This is a genomic window from Streptomyces marispadix (genome assembly GCF_022524345.1).
Taxonomy (GTDB): domain Bacteria; phylum Actinomycetota; class Actinomycetes; order Streptomycetales; family Streptomycetaceae; genus Streptomyces; species Streptomyces marispadix.
This window is the reverse complement of sequence record NZ_JAKWJU010000002.1, coordinates 4,190,902-4,209,160: the sequence shown is the minus strand read 5'-3', so window position 1 is coordinate 4,209,160 and position 18,259 is coordinate 4,190,902. Positions and strand designations below refer to the sequence as shown.

The window sequence follows — 18,259 nt, the reverse complement described above, 5'->3', positions numbered from 1 at the left end:
TCCGAGAACGACCGGGCCACGAATCCGGGAACGAAGCCATGGCGGGCACCGGAACAGGAATTAGTCATTCCTGTTCCTCATCCCCCGAAAGCGCGCGCTTCACCTCCGAGAACGCGCCCGAATCGCATCTCACCCCTGGTCCGGAACGGGAAGCGGTCGCTTTTCTATGGCCGCCGCCATCACTTCGGGAAAGTGGTCTGGCGTACAGGCGAACGCGGGGGCGCCCAGGGCCGCGAGCGCACTGGCGTGACTACGGTCGTACGCGGGCGCCCCCTCGTCCGACAGCGCGAGCAGGGCCACGAACTGCACGCCCGCCGCCTTCATTTGAGCCACGCGCTTGAGCATCTCGTCACGTATGCCGCCCTCGTAGAGGTCGCTGATGAGGACCACGATCGTCTCCGAGGGGCGGCTTATCTGCGACTGGCAGTACGCCAGCGCCCTGTTGATGTCCGTGCCGCCGCCGAGGCTGGTGCCGAAGAGCACATCCACCGGATCGTCGAGTTCCTCGGTGAGGTCGACGACGCTGGTGTCGAAGACGACGAGCCGCGTGTTCAGCGAACGCATCGAGGCGAGCACGGCGCCGAAGACCGAGGCGTGCACCACGGACGGCGCCATCGATCCCGACTGGTCGATGCAGAGTATGACGTCCTTGCGCACTCCACGCGCCGCTCGCCCATGGCCTATGAGGCGTTCGGGGACGACGGTGTCGTGCTCGGGCAGATAGTTCTTGAGGTTTGCCCGGATCGTACGGTCCCAGTCGATGTCGCGGTGCCGGGGCCGGTGCACCCTCGCGGAGCGGTCGAGCGCGCCGGTGAGGGCGGAGCGGGTGCGGGCCGCGAGCCGCTTCTCCAGCTCCGCGACGACCTTGCGGACCACCATGCGGGCCGTCTCCTTGCTGGTCTCGGGCATGGCGGCCTTCAACGAGAGCAGCGTGCCCACGAGATGCACGTCCGGCTCCACGGCGTCCAGCATCTCCGGTTCCAGCAGCAGGGCGGAGAGGTCGAGTCGCTCGATGGCGTCGCGCTGCATCACCTGCACCACGGAACTCGGGAAGTACGTCCTGATGTCGCCCAGCCAGCGCGCCACTTGGGGCGCGGAGGCGCCCAGGCCACCGGCACGCTCGCCACGGCCGGCCCGCCCCCTGCCGGAGCCTGATCCGGAGCCGGAGCCGGAGCCCGCGCCGGGGCCGTGCGACGGGCCGCCGCCGTAGAGCGCCTGGAGCGTACGGTCCATCGCGGCGTCCGTGCCGCCCAGTCGGCAGCCGGTGCCGTCCGAACCGTCCGCCCCTCCGAGCACCAGACGCCAACGACGCAGCCGCTCCCCGGCGGGGGTCGGCTCGGCGGGACTGGACTCAGGACGCGTGATGTCGGCACGCGTGAAGTCGACAGGCGAGATGTCGGCACTCGTGATGTCGACGGGGCCGTCCTGGGCGTTCCGGGGCTGTGAGGGCGTCTGCGGCCTTATCGCCGAAATCGCGCCGGGCCCGCCGGGGGTCCCGGGTGCACCCGTGATTCCGGTTCCGGGCGTGCCGTTCGGCGTTCCGGGTGTGCCGTTGGGCCAGGTCATACGGCCGCCTCCTTATCGTGCGTCTCCGGTCCGGCTTGCTCACGCCCGGCGTGGGTCGCGTGGGTCGTCGCCGTCTCGAAGTCCCCTGCTCCGGCCGGTACTTGTGCCGATCTGGCCTCCGCAGGCCCGCCGCCTTCGGGCTGCGGCTGCCCGAGCAGCAGCCGCAGCGTCGGCATGACGCCGCCCGCGCGGGCCACGTCCAGCCCCTGACCGAAGCCTTCGAGCCCCGGCCGTATCCGCCGTAGCGGAAACCCCGGTGCCAGGCCGGAAGCGCCCGTCGGCCCCCCTTGCCCCACTCCCATGTCCGCCGCCGTGAAGTGGCAGCCGCGCCGCACGAGTTCGCCGACGGTGCGCCTCACTCCCGGCTCGAACTCCGCGAACGTCCTGCGCAGCAGCGGCAGTACGTCCGTGAAGGACTCCCCCGGTACGGACGCCAGCCAGCCGTCCACCAGGCCGAGAAGCCGTTCATCGTGTACGAGCAGCAGGCCGCCGCCCGCGAGGAACCCTTCGATCCATGCCGCCGCCTCCGACGGAGCCGTGCCCGGCGAGAGCGCCAGCCCCATCAGCCGTGCGGCCTGCGAGTGCGTCAACTGGGCGTCGTCCAGCAGCAGTCGGACGCAACGGCCGCGGATCAGGCCCGGTATGCGGTCGCGTGAGGCGAGCCTGCCCAGCACCGCACGCCAGCGTGACCGGATGCCGCTGGGCCGGTGTGGCCGGTGCGGCCGAGGCGACTCGGCAGAGGCGGACCGGCCGGAGGACTCGGCTCCATCGGCCTCCCCAGCAGCAACGCCCGGTGCCGCTACGCCCAGTGCAGCAACGTCCCGCGCAGCAAGCTCCGTTGCATCGGCCTCGTCCGTGTCAACGTGCGCCGCGTCAGGGTCCGTTGCGTCCGCCTCCATCGCACCGGACGACTGCGACAGCAGCGCCACGCTGCGATGCACGGCGTCGACATGGTCACGCATCCGTGCGGCGCCGTCCGCGTCGAGGCCCGCGCACGCGGGTGGCAGCCCCACGCAGACCCGCTCCGCCAGCCCGTACGCGACCTCAGTGAGCGCCGCCGAGTCGGTGCCGCGCACATTGCCGTACCGCACCGAACGCACCAGCGCCGGAAGGGCACTTGCGAGCCGCCCGACGTCGGAGTCCAGGGCGGCACGGTCCGCCAGCGCGCGCATGACGACCGTCAGAGCGTCCGGCAGCTCCGCGAGCAGGCACTGCTCGGCGAGGGCGGTCACCTCCGTCAGCTCGACGGCCTCTTGGGCCTGCGACACGGCCTTGGCCGTCGCCGCCGATTCGACGGTCGTGCCCCACACCCCCGCCTCGGCCGTACGAACCGACAGCTCCGGCTCCCACATCAGCCGCCAGCTCTCGCGGAACGTGCCGGTGCTGCCCGTACGGGAGTGCACGGGCGTCCCCCAGCCGATGCCCAGCAGGCGCAGCCGGTGCAGCAGACGGCTGCGGGCGGAGTCCGTCTCCTTGCGCAGGTCGAGGTCCAACTCCCGTTCACCGGCCTGGGGTTTGAGCCTCAAGGTGCGCTGCTGCCTGGCCAGATCCCGCTGGAGCGGGACCGCGGGCGCCGCCTCCGGGACCTCGCCCAGCACGTCGCCGACGACGAGCCTGTCCCGTATCAGGACGAGCGGCACGTCGGAACCGTCACACATCACGGCCCTCACCGCGTCGAGGGTCTCGGTCAGCCCTGCGAGCGGCCTGCCCCGCATGACGGCCAGCGCGTCGGCCAGACGCACGGCCTCGATGACGTGTGCCGACGACACCCCGCGGTCCTCGTCGCGCAGCAGCCGGGCCACCTTCGTCATCCAGCGTTCGACGACGCGGTCGGGCGATTCGAAAAGATGCCCGTACCAGCCGGGAGAGGTGATGCCCGCGCCGTAGCCGCTGTGGCGTGCGAGTCTGCGATGGGTCCACGGCACCCAGGTGATCTCCGCCTTCACCTTCGGCAGGCCCTTGAGCAGCCTTCTGTCGTCGGCGACCCTCGTCTTCGCGGTGAGTGCCGGAACGTGCCACGCACCGCAGACGACGGCGACTCCGCCCGCGCCGAACTCCCTTACCGCATCGCGCAGTCGCAGACGCATATGGGCCTCGCGGACCTCGTCGCGGCGGTCACCGGCGTCGCCCGCGGGACGGGTGCCCTCCGCCTCGCCGTGCTCCTCCCGCAGGGCGGCCATCGCCTCGCCCAGCACGGCGAACGGCGCGTACGGATCGGAGCCCGTGCGCGCTCCACGATGCTCGACTACGTCCTCCCACCAGCGTTCGGCGTCGTCGTAACCGGCCGTCTCGGCGAGGACCGCGAGCGGATCGACGCGCACGGGATCGGCCGCCGGGGGGCCGCTCCGCTCGTCGCCGTACGCGGTGGCGAACTCCCCTTCCCCGGGGGTTCGTTCGCTGTCGCCGCTTTGTCCATCGCCCCCTCGTCCGTCAGGTTCTTGCCCGTCAGTCCCCCTGCCGTCGGCCCCCCGCCCGTCGACGTCCCGCTCGTCGTTTTCGCCTGTGCGTGAGTCCTCACTCGTACGTGCGGCAAGGCTGTTCGCTGCGGGGAGGTCGATGAAGCGGACCGGGACTCCCTGCTCCAGCGCCCACTTGATCGCGACCCACTCAGGCGAGAACGCCGCGAACGGCCAGAACGCGGCCCTGCCCGGCTCGTCCGGAGCATGTGCGACGAGAGCCACCGGTGGACGCATGGCTTCGTCGCCCGCGAACTCGACGACTCCGTCCGCCTCCGGCGGCCCCTCTACGAGCAGCACCCTCGGGCGACGGGCCTCCAGCGCCGCCCGCACGGCACGCGCCGACCCGGGGCCGTGATGCCGCACGCCCAACAGCAGCGGCGCGTCGGGGAGTTCGGAGGCGGCAGGCCCGGGAGCATCGCGCCCCGGCGCGCCGTGCCCGGGAGCGCGGGCCTGTGCAGCCGTCATGCCGAGACCTCACGGCAGGCGCGGTAGAAGTCCTTCCAGCCGTCACGCTCACGCACGACCGCCTCCAGGTACTCCTGCCACACCACACGGTCGGACGACGGGTCGCGCACCACCGCGCCGAGCACGCCCGCGGCCACGTCACCGGCCCTCAGCACGCCGTCGCCGAAGTGGGCCGCCAGCGCCATGCCGCCCATGACGACCGAGATCGCCTCCGCCGTGGAGAGCGTCCCCGAGGGCGACTTGATCCTCGTACGCCCGTCGGCGGTGACGCCGTCGCGCAGCTCGCGGAAGACCGTCACCACGCGCCGGATCTCCGCCGTACCGTCCGCCGCGGCGGGCAGGTCGAGGGAGCGGCCGAGCTGATCGACACGGCGGGCGACGATGTCGACCTCCGCCTCGGCCGTCTCGGGCAGCGGGAGCACCACCGTGTTGAACCGGCGGCGCAGCGCGCTCGACAGCTCGTTCACCCCGCGGTCACGGTCGTTGGCCGTCGCGATGAGGTTGAAGCCCCGCACTGCCTGGACCTCCTCGCCCAGCTCCGGTATCGGCAGCGTCTTCTCCGACAGCACGGTGATCAGGCTGTCCTGTACGTCCGCCGGGATGCGCGTCAGCTCCTCGACGCGCGCCGTCCTGCCCTCCGCCATCGCTCGCAGCACGGGGCTCGGTACGAGGGCGGCGCGGCTGGGCCCCTCGGCGAGTAGCTGCGCGTAGTTCCAGCCGTAGCGCACCGCCTCCTCCGCGGTGCCCGCGGTGCCTTGCACGAGCAGCGTCGAATCGCCGCTCACGGCCGCCGCGAGATGCTCCGAGACCCAGGTCTTGGCTGTGCCGGGGACGCCGAGGAGCAGCAGCGCGCGGTCCGTCGCCAGGGTGCTGACGGCCACTTCGACGAGCCTGCGCGGCCCGACGTACTTGGGCGTGATCACCGTGCCTCCGCCGGGCAGCACTCCGCCGAGCAGATACATGGAGACCGCCCAGGGCGAGAGCCGCCAGCGCTCGGGGCGCGGCCTGTCGTCCGCCGCGGCCAGCGCCCGCAGTTCGTCAGCGAAGGCGTCCTCGGCATGGGGCCGCAGCGCCGCGTGCTGCGCGGTGTCTCCGGCGCGGGAATCGATGGTCACAGGTCCCCCTCCACACATGACTGCCGATGTGCCGCCAAGCGTGCACCCCGCCACTGACAATCACCTCTGTACCCGCCCTGACCTGCGCTGATCAGTCGTGGACGGTGCAGCGCCAGGCGATTGTCAGTGGCGGCTCGTACGGTCGTGACCATGGATGGACCGGGGGTCCGCTGGAAGGCGGAAGAGGTGCTGGCACTGGCTCCTGACGACGCGTCACGCAGGGCGGGGAGCAAGCTCTCCTCGCCCGGCCCGTGGTCGGAGGCGGGCTCCGGCGACGGCGCGGTGTGGGGGCTGTGCGAGGGCAGCGGGAGCAGGCCGTATCGCACGGTGGTGGATCTCGGCGGCCCGCACGGCGGCTCGGCCGACGTGCCGGGAGACGGACCGGGTGAAGGGCCTGGTGACGGGCCTGGTGACGGGCCGGTGGGAGATCCCGGGCAGGACAAGGGCTACGGGAGGGGTCACGGGCCGGGATACAAGTGCAGTTGCCCCAGCCGTAAGTTCCCGTGCAAGCACGCGCTGGGGCTGCTGCTGTTGTGGGCCGGTGAGCGGGAAACGGGTAGCCCGCAGGTCGTACGGTCCGGCGGCCGTCCGCCGGAGTGGGCGAACGAATGGCTCGCCGGCCGCCGCGAACGGGCCGCGCGCAGGGCCGCCGGGGGCCGGCCGGGGCGCGCGGGCGGAGACTCGGCAGACGAGGCAGACGCCGGCGCCGGGAGTGGCGGGGCGCGCGGCCCAGCGGATCCGGAGGCCGCTCGCCGCCGGGCGCAGCGGCGGATGCGGCGGATCACGGCGGGGGCCACGGAGCTTGAGGAACGGCTGGCGGACATGCTGCGCGCGGGTCTGGCCGGTGCGGAGCAGGGCGGCTATGGACAGTGGGAGGAGACGGCCTCGCGCATGGTCGACGCCCAGGCCCCCGGACTGGCCGCGCGCATACGGGAGTTGGGCGCGGTCCCCGTCTCCGGACGTACGTCGTCGCCTGCGGGTGACGCTGCCGGAGGCTGGCCCGGCAGGCTGCTGTCGGAGTGCGCGCTTCTCCATCTGCTGAATCGCGGCGTGCTGGCCCTGGACAGCTTGCCCGAACCTCTCGCCGCGACAGTGAGGACGAGGGTCGGGCTCACCGTCGACTCCGCGGAGCTGCTGGCGGGCGGAGCGGAGAAGGTCAGGGACGAGTGGCTGGTGCTCGCACAGCGCGACACCGAGGAAGGGCGGCTTACGGCCCGGCGCATCTGGCTGAAGGGTCTGGCGTCGGGGCGTCCGGCGCTGCTGCTGTCGTATGCGGCAGGGGGCCGCGCGCCCGAACAGGCCCTGCCTGTCGGCTCGTCGATCGATGCGGAGCTGGCGTACCACCCGGGAGCGCGTCCGCTGCGTGCCGTGCTCGGCGAGAGTCATGGGACGCCCTCGGCGGCCGGGCACGTGCCGGAAGGGGGCACGGTCACCGACTCGCTCGCCTCGTATGGGCAGGCGCTGTGCGACGACCCCTGGCTGGACGCCTGGCCCGCGGTACTGAGCGATGTGGTGCCGGTCCTCGGCGAGTACGGGGACGGTACGGCGGCCGGTCACGGCGACGGCACCGGTGGCGGCAGCGAGAGCGCGGCGCACGGAAGCCCAGGGGTACGGCAACTGGCGGACGCGGGCGGTGAGTTCGCGCTCCCCGTGGCTCCCGGCGTCTCCCCCGCGTCGCTGTGGAGGCTTACGGCGGTCTCCGGAGGCCGCCCGGTGACGGTGTTCGGTGAATGCGGCCACAGGGGCTTCGCCCCGTACACGGTCTGGAGCGAGGGAGAGGCGGTGCCGTTGTGAGCCCGTCTCAGCACACGGGCGCGAGCGTTCGCCCGCAACGGGGCCGAGTGTCGGCAGCAAGGCGGGTGGCGGCGAGCCGTCCGTACGGAGGGAGAGCGATGAGCCGGACGACGAGGGCCACGCCGCCGCCGCAACCACCGCCACAGCCGACGGCGGCACCCGGTGCGGTCTCGGAAGCCCCCGATGGACCGGCCAATCCCGACGTGCTTGGCGCCATGGACGGCAAGGACGGCAAGGACGGCAACGACACGGCGGACCCCACAGACGAACTCACCACTGCATGGGGCGCGTTGGTGACGGCTGCGCTGCTGGGGAGCGAGCGGCGCACGCCACCGGGTGGCAGCACAGCGGCCCTGCTGGACGCGGCGGCGGTGGAGACCGTCCGCCACCGGGCGGGGCTGCTGCCCGCACCGGCGGGGCCGCGCCTCGCCCTCGCCCCCGAGGACCCGCGCCCGCCGCTGCCCGCCGCGGCGGCGCACCGGCTGACGCTGCTGCTCGCGGGCCGTCCCGGAGGCCAGGGCCCCGGAGGGGGCCGGCGCGGCACGGCGCCGGATCTTGCGGAGCTGCTGCCGCAGTGGCTTGCCGCCGCCAACGAGCACGGATACCGCGCCCCCGAGGGACAGCTTCCTGCCCTGCTGGACGCGGCCCGCGCCCGTACCGATCTGCGCGCCGAGACGCTGGCGTTCGCAGGTCCTCGCGGGATGTGGCTGGCCGGTCTGAACCCGGAGTGGAGGTTCGCGCTCCGCCACGCCCTGCCACCCACGGACGACCGGACCCGACGGACCGCCCGGGCCGCCGCACGCGCGGACCGGTACGGAGCCGGGGACGGTCCCGAGCCCGCGCCGGGCGATGGCGCGCCCGAGCCGCCAGCCGGTACGGACCGGCCGCCGGGCGAGGCCCAACGGCTGTGGCAGGAGGGCCTGTTCGCGGAGCGGGTCGCCCTGCTCGTCTCGCTGCGCCGCCGGGACCCTGCCGCCGGGCTGGCCCTGCTGACCGGCACATGGGCGAACGAGCGCGCCGAGGACCGGCTGATGTTCCTCGATTCGCTGCGCGAGAGCATCGGCGTTCATGACGAGGAGTTTCTGGAGCGGGCGCTCGGCGACCGTTCCCGTACCGTGCGCGCGACCGCCGCGGAATTGCTCGCCTGCCTTCCGGGGTCGGCGTTCGCCGCCCGCATGGCGGCCCGTGCCCGTACATACGTCACTCCGGACCCTCTCGCCACGGCGCCGCGGATATCGGTGGAGGCGCCCCACGAGTGCGACGCGGAGATGCAGCGCGACGGGGTGGTGCCCAAGCCGCCCGCGGGAAAGGGCGAACGTGCCTGGTGGCTGGGGCAGTTGGTGGAGGCGGCACCGCTGTGGGCGTGGCCGGACCAGTTCGGCGGGCGCGGCCCTCAGGAGATCGTCGGCCTTCCCGTCGCGGACGAGTGGAAGCGGGACCTCCATACGGCCTGGTGCCGTGCCGCCGTACGCCAGCGCGACGCGGAGTGGGCGCGTGCCCTGATCGGGCCGCCCCCACGGCTCCGCCGGAAGGGAGCGCGGGGGACGCGGCCAGGCTTCTCGCAGTGCTGCCCGAAGCCGAACGAGCCGCGTGGGCGGCGGGCTTCATCGAGGCACACGGGCTGTCGGACGCGTTCCGCGTGCTGGGCGTGTGCGCGGCGCCGTGGGCGGAACCGCTGGGCCGGGCCGTGGTCGACGCCCTGGAGATCGCACGGGACGCGGGCAGTTACCCCTGGAGCTTCAGCGGGGTCCTGGGCCTGGCCGAGCGCTGTCTCCCGCCGGCCGACGCGGGTCGGCTGGAGCCGCTCGCAGCCGTGCCCGACGAGCCCGAAGGAGGCTCACCGGGTGCGGGAGCCTACTGGGCGGAGTCCTTCCAGCGGCTTGTGGCGACCCTGCGGCTACGGGAGACGATGCTCGCCGAACTGCGCGGCGGCAGCGACGCACATCCGCGGAATCCTGAATGCTGAGCCGATGAGCCTGTGAGCCGCGGCCCGGGGGCCCGGGGCCGTTCGTCAGGCCGCGAGCCGTCCGACGTTCGCGCGAATCCACTCGACGACCTCGTTGGTCGTCGCGCCGGGAGTGAAGATCTCCGCCACTCCGCTCTCCTTGAGCGGGGGGATGTCGTCCTCGGGGATGATGCCGCCGCCGAAGACCTTGATGTCCTGTGCGTCGCGTTCGCGCAGCAGCTCCAGCACCTTGGCGAAGAGCGTGTTGTGCGCGCCGGAGAGGATGGACAGGCCGATGGCCTCGGCGTCCTCCTGGATCGCGGTGTCCACGATCTGCTCCGGCGTCTGGTGCAGCCCGGTGTAGATGACCTCCATGCCCGCGTCCCGCAGCGCACGGGCGATGACCTTCGCCCCTCGGTCGTGACCGTCGAGCCCAGGCTTGGCGACCACCACGCGGATCGGACCCGGCACACTCATCACTGCCTCCATCTCGACGGCTCTCCGGGGTCTGTTTCTACGGCGGTCCTCGTCGGCGCGGAGGACCATGACTGCCGGAGTGAACGAACGTTATCCCCAGCATCCCGCACGGAGGCCCTCCCGACCGGGAAGGGAGGGGGAAATCACACGACGGCGGCGCCCGGTCCGCACCCCTCGGCCGCCCCTTCACACCCAGCCGCAACGCCCCAGCCGCAGCAGCCCTCCCGCTGCGCGCCCCCGCCCTTCCGCTTCGCATCCGCCCTCCGCTGGTGACAGCCCGTACAGGACGTCTCCCGCGATACCGGTAAAGCAGGGGCACAGATGCAGACATAAGCCGCCAGAACGCGCATCGGGCGTGCGCCGCAACGGAGTTGGGCCGCCGTCCGGCGGCACGAGAGACATCCGGAATCACGCGACGGGAAGCGGCCAGGACCCCGCCCAGGCGCGGAAGTTAGTCGAACATTCATCGAACGCCAGGCCAAAATCGCGTTCTTGGAGCCCCGAAAGGCCACCGAATGCCCGTTTCTCCGGGCTGTAAAACCTGTTGAAGATTGTCGTCGTCACGTACCCCCGGGTACAGTCACCGCACTGCTCCGCCCCTGCTGTCGAGGCGAAAGAGAAGTTGGTGGTGAACGACAGTCACCCGTCGGGAACCTCGTTCCCGGCCGACACCTCTCCTGGCTTCTCGTACGCGGCCTCCGGCGCCGGGCAGTACGAGCAGGCGGCGCACGGCGTCTACGCCCAGCAGGGTCAACCCGCCGCGTACGACGGTTATTCCACGGGAACCTTCGCAGGCCAGGACTTCTCCTACGACCAGGACCCGCTCTTCGGTTCGATGCCCGGCACGGACGGCGCGGGCTGGACGTCCGGCACATATGACGCCTACTCGGACCAAGGCACGTACGACACCGGCACTTACGAGACCGGGGCATACGGCACAGGTACGTACGACACGGGCACGTACGACACCGGCGGCTACGACACCGGCACTTACGGCACGGGCTCCTACGACACGAACGGCGCCTGGACGCAGGCCGGTTTCCTACAGGCCGGCGACTTCTCCGCCCAACCCGGCGCGGACCAGGCGGAATTCGGCTGGAACAGCGGCCAGTGGGACGCCTCGCAGTGGAGCGACAATCAATGGGAGACGGGCGGCCAGTGGGACACGCCCGGCCCCAACGGCGGCTGGGACGCCTACGGTTACGACCAGGCGGCAGCGCAGTCCGTCCCCGCGCAGGGCGACGAGACCACCGCGGCCTACGCGGAATCGGCCTACGAGGGCTACGAGTCGTATGACGGCTACGACGGTTACGACACCGCGGACACGGGCGAGCAGCAGCAACAGCCGTACGCCGACGAGACGTTCGCCCATGGCGGCGACCTGGACGCCACGACCGCTCTCCCCGCCTACGACGGGTACGAGAGCTACGACGGACTCGACGGCGTCGACGCACACACCGGCATCGACGGCATCGACGCCCCCGGCGCCAACGACACTCCCGACGCCTACGGCGCGGAGAACCCCGTGCCGCGCGGCGCCGACGCCCCCGACGTACACCCCCAGCGGGACCTCAGGGTCGCGCACCTGCCAGGCCGCCGCCGCTCCGCGAGACCCAGGCGGTCCGCGCTTCTCACGGTGGCCGTTCCGTCCGTCGCCGTGATGGGCGTGGCCGCGGCCGCAGCGGCCTCCGTCGCCGGCAACGCGCCCCAGGACGACACGACGACGCAGGCTTCGGCCGACGTTCCCGTGAAACCGGCCAACAAGAAGCTCGACACACAGCTCGCCGGACTCTCCGCCGACGCCGACGACTTCGCCGACCGGGCCAGCCGTACCCAGGAACGCCTCGACCTCCAGGCACGACAGGAGGCCGAACGCAAACGCAAGGCGAGGGAGGCCGCCCGCAAGGAGGCCCTGCGGCCGAAGTTCGCGCTCCCCGTCAAGGAGCACGGCCTCAGCGCCACCTACGGGCAGGCGGGCCTCAACTGGATGTCCGTCCATACGGGCATCGACTTCCCCGTGAGCGAAGGCACGCCCGTGATGGCGGCGACCGACGGCACCGTCACCACCAAGTACGACGTGTCCTTCGGCAACATGGCCGTGGTGACCGCACCCGACGGCACCGAGACCTGGTACTGCCACCTCAGCAGCACCAAGATCCGCTCCGGTCAGGTCAAGGCCGGCGACACCATCGCCTACTCCGGCACCTCGGGCAACTCCACCGGCCCGCATCTCCACTTCGAGGTGCACCCGGGCGGAGGCGACGCCATCGACCCGCTGCCATGGCTGCGCGGCAAGGGCCTCAACCCCGAGTAGGCACGGCACAAGCCGGTCGCCCGCAGCAGACACACACCCGACGGTCAGACCAGGCCGCTCGGCCCCCGCGGCCCGGACCCGACTGCGCCGCGCGCAGCGGCTCTTGACGCTGTCCCCGCCGCGTGCTCCGCGTCCGCCTCCGCTCCGCGTCCGCCGCCGCTACAGCTTCTCCACCGGTGCGTACCGCAGCAGCAGCCGCTTGGGCTTCTCGCCGCCGAAGTCGATCGTCGCCTCCGCGTTGTCCCCGCTGCCCTTCACCGCGACGACCGTGCCGAGCCCGAAGCTGTCGTGCGTGACCCTGTCGCCGGGGGACAGCGAGACGACGGGACGGTCCGACGTACGCCGCGTAGCGAAGCCGCTCGGCCCGCCGCGCCGCTGAACGCCCCCCGCGGCGCCCCCTCTTACCGCCGAGGACGCCCCGGAGCCGAACCCCGCACCCAGGCCCGAGCCGATGCCTCCGCCGCCGCTGGCGCCGCCGCCTGCCGCCGCTCCCGTGCGTTTCCAGTCGACGTACTGGTCGGGGATCTCCTCCAGGAAGCGGGACGGCGGGTTGTACGAGGGCTGCCCCCATACGCTCCGCAGCACCGACCGCGTCAGATAGAGCCGCTTGCGCGCACGCGTGATGCCCACGTACGCGAGCCGCCGCTCCTCCTCCAGCTCCTTCGTCTGGCCCAGGGCGCGCATGTGCGGGAAGACGCCGTCCTCCATGCCCGTGAGGAAGACCACGGGGAATTCGAGGCCCTTGGCCGTGTGCAGCGTCATCAGCGTGATGACTCCGCTCTCCTCGCCCGCCTCTTCGTCCGGGATCTGGTCGGAGTCCGCGACCAGTGCGACCTGCTCCAGGAAGTCGGCGAGGGTGCCCGGCTCGTCCTCGCCGCGCTCCTGCTCGAACTCCAGGGCGACGGCGGCCAGTTCCTGAAGGTTCTCGATGCGTGTCTCGTCCTGCGGGTCGGTCGAGGACTGCAACTCGGCCAGATATCCCGTCTGTTCGAGCACGGCCTCCAGCACCGTCGCGGGCCCGGCCCCTGACTCGACGACGGTACGCAGCTCCTCCATCAGCACGTTGAACCGCCGTACGGCGTTGGCCGAGCGGGCGGCCATCCCGTACGCCTCGTCCACACGGGCCAGCGCCTGCGGGAAAGTGATCTTCTCGCGGAGCGCGAGTGCCTCGATCATTGCCTCCGCACGGTCGCCGATGCCGCGCTTGGGCACGTTGAGGATGCGCCGCAGCGGCACCGCGTCCTCCGGGTTGGCGAGCACCCGCAGATAGGCCAGTACGTCGCGCACCTCGCGGCGTTCGTAGAAGCGGACGCCGCCGACGACCTTGTAGGGCAGGCCGACGCGGATGAAGACCTCCTCGAAGACACGCGACTGTGCGTTGGTGCGGTAGAAGACCGCGACGTCGCCTGCCCTGGCCTCGCCCGCGTCGGTGAGGCGGTCGATCTCGTCGGCGACGTACTGCGCCTCGTCGTGCTCGGTGTCGGCCACATAGCCGGTGACGGGTGCGCCCGCGCCGGACTGGGTCCACAGGTTCTTCGGGCGGCGGTTCTCGTTCCGCTCGATGACGGCGTTGGCGGCGCTGAGGATCGTCTGCGTGGAGCGGTAGTTCTGTTCGAGGAGGATCGTCGTGGCGTCCGGATAGTCCTCCTCGAACTGGAGGATGTTGCGGATGGTGGCGCCGCGGAACGCGTAGATGGACTGGTCGGCGTCGCCTACGACACACAGTTCGGCACGTTGCGGGGCGGGGCGTTGCCGCTCCTGACCACCCTCGGGTCCGGCCTCGGCCTCGGGTCCGCCCTCGGGTCCCGCCTCGCCGGTGCCCACCAGCTCCCGAACCAGCGTGTACTGGGCGTGGTTCGTGTCCTGGTACTCGTCGACGAGCACGTGCCGGAAGCGCCGCCTGTAGTGCTCGGCGACGTCGGGGAACGCCTGGAGCAGATGGACGGTCGTCATGATGATGTCGTCGAAGTCCAGCGCGTTGGCCTCGCGCAGCCGCGCCTGGTACATCGTGTACGCCTCGGCGAGAGTCTTCTCATACGCCCCGGACGCGGCGCCCGCGAAGTCCTCGTCGTCGATCAGCTCGTTCTTCAGGTTCGAGATCTTCGCGCTGAACGCCTTCGGCGGATAGCGCTTCGGATCGAGGTCCAGGTCCCGGCAGACCAGGGCCATCAGCCGCTTCGAGTCGGCCGCGTCGTAGATCGAGAAGGACGAGGTGAAGCCGAGCTTCTTGCTCTCGCGGCGCAGGATGCGAACGCACGCGCTGTGGAAGGTCGACACCCACATCGACTGCGCACGCGGCCCGATCAGCTCCTCGACGCGCTCCTTCATCTCGCCCGCGGCCTTGTTGGTGAAGGTGATGGCGAGGATCTGCCCGGGGTGAACGCGGCGTGCCGCGAGCAGATAGGCGATGCGGTGGGTGAGCACCCGCGTCTTGCCCGATCCCGCGCCCGCGACGATGAGCAGCGGCGAGCCGGTGTGCACCACGGCCGCGCGCTGTGCCTCGTTCATCTGCTCCAGCAGCGCGTCCGGATCGACGACCGTACGGGGCGTGCCTCCCCTGTGATGCGAGGACGAGCCGCCGGCGCCCGCGGGGCCGGCCGCAGGGCCGTCGTCGGGCCCGATCCCCGCTCCGCCGGGGCCCGTTGGGCCCTCCACGGACGCGGAACCGTCCTGCGCGCGCACGGGCGCGAGGCTTGCCAGGAACTCGTCGTCGAAGAGGCTGCTCATCGTCGAACGAGTCTAGATTGCCGCTCCGACACCGCACGGCCACGTCCCGCACGGGATAACGAACAGATATCGGACGTATCACCTATCGGCCTTCACAGACGCCCCACATCTCGCTACGGTGCCGTGCCAGGCGGTCCGCACCAATGTCCGGCGAAAGCGTCGGCACGGGCCGCCTCCGCCGAATCCGACGGACGTCCGACGGGCCTCCCAGGAGCGCTTCGCCGGAGCCGGGGACCCACCGCGTGCAGCGGAGAACGTGAGACCGCGTACGCACCCGGGGTGAATCGGGAAGTCGCACCGCGGAAGCACCGCGCACGACCCGTAGGGCCGCCTTCCGAGAGCCCGAACCCGTCAGCTAACCCGGTAGGCGGTTCACGGAAGGAGTTGCCGGTCTTGGCGTCCCATCGCAAGCCGCGCACCCGGATACTGAAGTCCGCCTCTAAGAAGCGCGGTGTCATCGGTGTCACCACCGCCGCACTCGCCTCCGTCTCCCTGCTCTCCCAGAGCGCCCAGGCCGCACCGGACGACGGCAAGCCGTCGATCTCCGAGGTCAAGAAGAAGGTCGACAAGCTCTACCAGCAGGCCGAGACCTCGACGCAGAAGTACAACGAGGCCAAGGAGAAGACGGACGCCCAGCGCAAGAAGGCGGACAGATCCCTCGACGAGGCCGCCGAGCGGACCGCGAAGCTCAACGACGCGCGCCGCACGCTCGGCAACTACGCCACGGCCCAGTACCGGACCGGCGGCATGTCCCAGACGGCGACCCTCCTGCTGACCGAGGACCCGCAGCAGTTCTTCCAGCAGTCGCACATGCTCGACCGGATGACCGGCCGTCAGAAGGAGGCCGTCACCGACTTCGAGAAGCAGCGGAAGGCGGCGCAGAGCAAGCGTGAGCACGCCACCGAGGAGCTGGCCTCGCTCGCCGCGTCGCAGAAGGCGCTGAAGAAGAACAAGCAGGAAGTGCAGGACAAGCTCGCCGAGGCACGCAAGCTGCTGTCGAAGCTGACGGCGGAGGAGAAGGCGCGCCTGGCGAAGATCGAGAAGAGGAAGCAGGAGGCGGCGCGCAAGGCCGCCGAACGGGCCGAAGAGGCGCGCCGCGAGGCCGAGAAGGGCGACGGCTCCCAGCCGGGCGGTTCGCAGTCCTCGCAGGTGGAGAAGGTGCTCGCCTACGCCAAGGCCCAGCTCGGCAAGCCGTATGTGTGGGGAGCCACCGGCCCGAACTCCTTCGACTGCTCCGGGCTGACCCAGGGCGCGTGGAAGGCCGCGGGCATCTCGCTGCCCCGTACGACCTGGGACCAGGTCAAGGTCGGCACGAAGGTCGCCAAGTCCGAGATGAAGCCGGGCGATCTGGTCTTCTTCTACGACGACATCAGCCACGTCGGCATCTACGTGGGCGGCGGGCAGATGATCCACGCGCCGAAGCCCGGCGCGGACGTGACGTACGAGGACGTCAGCTACATGCCGTACCACTCGGCGGTGCGGCCGGGCTGAGCCGTCCGCGGGCCCGGCGGCCCTGCGGCCGGGCCCGGATCACCGCCCGGCCAGGGCCCGTTCAGGGCTCTGTCAGGGCTTGGTCAGGGCCCGGTGAGGGCCTGACCGGAGCCCGGTCGAGGGCCCGACGAGGGGCCGGGCAGCAGCGGGACTCCGGAGACCGAGCAGTGCCGGGCCCGGGGGCAGGGCGGGCACGGCGGCTCAACCCTCCGCAGGCGAAGGCGACTTGCAGGCTTCGTCGTCACGTCCACAGGACGGCGACGAAGATGTTCGCCACCGTCAGCGCGCCGACCGTGCCGAAGAGGGACGAGGGCACTTTCTCCTCGTCCCTCTTCACATACACCAGCCCGAGGATCACCACGAGCAGCGCGAGCTTGAGGCCGATCTTTACGTTGTTCACCGGGTCGTTCGCGGCCTGGTTGAGGCCGACGAGGACCATGCCGGTCAGCAGCATGGTGAGCGCGCCGTGCAGCATGCCGGGGACGAACCGGGCCTCGTTCGTACGCATCGCCTTCATCTGGAAGAAGAAGCCGCCCAGCAGGGCCGCGATGCCGATGACGTGGAGCCCGACGAAGACATTTATGAGTACGTCCATGGCCGGAGCCTAGCGACGGGGGCGACGCGCGCCGGGCCCGGGGCCCGTGCCCGAGGCGGCCCCCGGCGACCGGTCGGCGGGGGACTGTCGGTCACCAGCGGACCGGCAGCCGCTTGACCCCCCTGATCAGCATTCCCGGCATCCACGGCAGCGTGGCCTCGTCCGCGTCGCACGTGATGCCGGGGCAGCGCTCCAGCAGCGAGCGGATCGCGATACGCCCCTCCAGCCGGGCCAGCGGCGCGCCCAGGCAGTAGTGCAGCCCGTGCCCGAAGGCGATGTGGCCGCGTGCGTCCCGGCGGATGTCGAAGCGGTCGGGATCGTCGAAGCGCTCGGGGTCGCGGTCGGCGTCGGCCATGGCGATGAGGACGGTCGAACCCGCGGGGATTGTCACCCCGTCCATCTCCACGTCCTCGACGGCGAGCCGCTCGGTGCACGTCTCGACCGGCCCGTCGTAGCGCAGCATCTCCTCGACGGCCCCGTCCATCAGACCGAAGTCGGCGCGGAGATCGGCGAGTTGGTCCGGGTGGGAGAAGAGGGCGCGCATGCCGTTGCCGATCAGGTTGACCGTCGTCTCATGACCGGCGACGAGCAACAGCACCGACATGCCGACGAGTTCGTCGGCGGAGAGCCGGTCGCCGTCCTCGTCCACGGTGTGGATCAGCTTGCTGAGCATGTCCTCGCCCGGATCGGCCCGCTTGGCCTCGATCAGTTCGTCGAGATAGACGGGCATCTCGTCGTAAGCGCGCTTCATCTCCTCGGGATCGGTGCGCGCAACGATCGCGTTCGACCAGCCGCGGAAGACGGTGCGGTCCAGCTCGGGCACGCCGAGCAGTTCGCAGATGACCGTCATCGGCAGCGGGAAGGCCAGGCAGTCGATGAGGTCGGCCTCGCGCTTGTCTCCCGCCGTCATGGCGTCCAGCAGCTCGTCGGTGATCTGCTGGATCCTCGGCGCGAGCCGGGCGATGCGGCGCGGTGTGAACTCCCCCGCCACCAACCGCCGCAGCCGGGTGTGGTCGGGCGGATCGGTCATCAGCATGTGCCGGTGCACGACCTGCGAAGCGTCGGCCTGTGTGACCTGTTCTTCGCTTCCGTGCTTGAGCCAGGCCCGGCTGATCCGCGGATCGGTGAAGGCCCTGCGCGACGCTTCATGTCCCACGACCAGCCACAGCTCGTCGCCGTTCGGACTCCGAACGTGGTGTACGGGCGCCTCGGCACGCAGGGCCGAGTACACGGGGTAGGGGTCGCGTACGAAGTCCGGGCTGAGCCGGGTCAGTTCGACGATGCCGTCGGCCGTCATGGTCTTCCCCCCTG

The 18,259-nt window shown here is 71.4% G+C and carries 10 protein-coding genes, 1 pseudogene and 1 riboswitch; of the genes and pseudogenes, 4 read left to right on the top strand and 7 right to left on the bottom strand.

All coding sequences use genetic code 11. The features are described 5' to 3' along the window. Window positions 1-129 precede the first annotated feature (129 nt). From MMA15_RS17700 to MMA15_RS17690, 3 genes are read right to left on the bottom strand one after another with little or no spacing between them, the layout of a single operon-like run. Entirely contained in the window at window positions 130-1,566 is a 1,437-nt protein-coding gene (locus MMA15_RS17700; protein WP_241060945.1) for a vWA domain-containing protein, read from the bottom strand. Beyond that, window positions 1,563-4,490: a DUF5682 family protein gene (locus MMA15_RS17695; protein ID WP_241060943.1), complete on the bottom strand. Its 2,928-nt coding sequence runs from the start codon at window positions 4,488-4,490 to the stop codon at window positions 1,563-1,565. Before MMA15_RS17695 ends, MMA15_RS17700 begins: the two co-directional genes overlap by 4 nt. Further along, window positions 4,487-5,623 carry an ATP-binding protein gene (locus MMA15_RS17690; RefSeq protein ID WP_372498263.1) on the bottom strand — a complete coding sequence of 379 codons (1,137 nt, stop codon included), beginning with the start codon at window positions 5,621-5,623 and terminating at the stop codon, window positions 4,487-4,489. Before MMA15_RS17690 ends, MMA15_RS17695 begins: the two co-directional genes overlap by 4 nt. 132 nt (window positions 5,624-5,755) lie before the next feature. On the opposite strand from MMA15_RS17690, the gene MMA15_RS17685 reads away from it, so the two are divergent. Next, window positions 5,756-7,399, top strand: a complete 1,644-nt coding sequence (locus tag MMA15_RS17685; RefSeq protein WP_241060941.1) for an SWIM zinc finger family protein — start codon at window positions 5,756-5,758, stop codon at window positions 7,397-7,399. Further along, a pseudogene (locus MMA15_RS17680) lies at window positions 7,336-9,365 on the top strand (DUF5691 domain-containing protein). Before MMA15_RS17685 ends, MMA15_RS17680 begins: the two are co-directional and overlap by 64 nt. 45 nt (window positions 9,366-9,410) lie before the next feature. On the opposite strand, the gene icmB reads toward MMA15_RS17680, so the two are convergent. After that, window positions 9,411-9,821, bottom strand: coding sequence for a coenzyme B12-dependent isobutyryl CoA mutase small subunit (gene icmB / locus MMA15_RS17675; protein WP_169134294.1), 411 nt, complete (start codon window positions 9,819-9,821; stop codon window positions 9,411-9,413). 628 nt (window positions 9,822-10,449) lie between these two features. Here icmB and MMA15_RS28260 point away from each other — a divergent pair. Next, window positions 10,450-12,135, top strand: coding sequence for a M23 family metallopeptidase (locus tag MMA15_RS28260; protein ID WP_241060939.1), 1,686 nt, complete (start codon window positions 10,450-10,452; stop codon window positions 12,133-12,135). Between the two features lie 159 nt (window positions 12,136-12,294). On the opposite strand, the gene pcrA is transcribed toward MMA15_RS28260, so the two are convergent. Continuing rightward, complete coding sequence (pcrA, locus tag MMA15_RS17665; RefSeq protein WP_241060937.1) at window positions 12,295-14,862, bottom strand: DNA helicase PcrA; 2,568 nt, start codon at window positions 14,860-14,862, stop codon at window positions 12,295-12,297. 209 nt (window positions 14,863-15,071) lie between these two features. Continuing rightward, window positions 15,072-15,248, top strand: a riboswitch (cyclic di-AMP (ydaO/yuaA leader). Window positions 15,249-15,255: 7 nt separating this feature from the next. Here pcrA and MMA15_RS17660 point away from each other — a divergent pair. Next, window positions 15,256-16,353 (top strand): C40 family peptidase, encoded by a 1,098-nt coding sequence (locus MMA15_RS17660; RefSeq protein WP_241060935.1) that lies wholly within the window; start codon window positions 15,256-15,258, stop codon window positions 16,351-16,353. 241 nt (window positions 16,354-16,594) lie between these two features. Here the strand turns inward: MMA15_RS17660 and MMA15_RS17655 are convergent, their stop codons facing one another. Next, a complete protein-coding gene (locus tag MMA15_RS17655) occupies window positions 16,595-16,948 on the bottom strand; it encodes a hypothetical protein (RefSeq protein ID WP_241060933.1) in 354 nt (117 codons plus the stop codon). 91 nt (window positions 16,949-17,039) lie between these two features. Further along, window positions 17,040-18,245: a cytochrome P450 family protein gene (locus MMA15_RS17650; protein ID WP_241060932.1), complete on the bottom strand. Its 1,206-nt coding sequence runs from the start codon at window positions 18,243-18,245 to the stop codon at window positions 17,040-17,042. Window positions 18,246-18,259: the final 14 nt, after the last annotated feature.

What these genes read in the sequence shown, in the direction of transcription:
- MMA15_RS17700 (WP_241060945.1), bottom strand. Translation starts at nt 1,566, where the DNA reads ATGACCTGGCCCAACGGCACACCCGGAACGCCGAACGGCACGCCCGGA.
- MMA15_RS17650 (WP_241060932.1), bottom strand. Translation starts at nt 18,245, where the DNA reads ATGACGGCCGACGGCATCGTCGAACTGACCCGGCTCAGCCCGGACTTC.
- icmB (WP_169134294.1), bottom strand. Translation starts at nt 9,821, where the DNA reads ATGAGTGTGCCGGGTCCGATCCGCGTGGTGGTCGCCAAGCCTGGGCTC.
- MMA15_RS17690 (WP_372498263.1), bottom strand. Translation starts at nt 5,623, where the DNA reads ATGTGTGGAGGGGGACCTGTGACCATCGATTCCCGCGCCGGAGACACC.
- MMA15_RS17695 (WP_241060943.1), bottom strand. Translation starts at nt 4,490, where the DNA reads ATGACGGCTGCACAGGCCCGCGCTCCCGGGCACGGCGCGCCGGGGCGC.
- pcrA (WP_241060937.1), bottom strand. Translation starts at nt 14,862, where the DNA reads ATGAGCAGCCTCTTCGACGACGAGTTCCTGGCAAGCCTCGCGCCCGTG.
- MMA15_RS17655 (WP_241060933.1), bottom strand. Translation starts at nt 16,948, where the DNA reads ATGGACGTACTCATAAATGTCTTCGTCGGGCTCCACGTCATCGGCATC.
- MMA15_RS17685 (WP_241060941.1), top strand. Translation starts at nt 5,756, where the DNA reads ATGGATGGACCGGGGGTCCGCTGGAAGGCGGAAGAGGTGCTGGCACTG.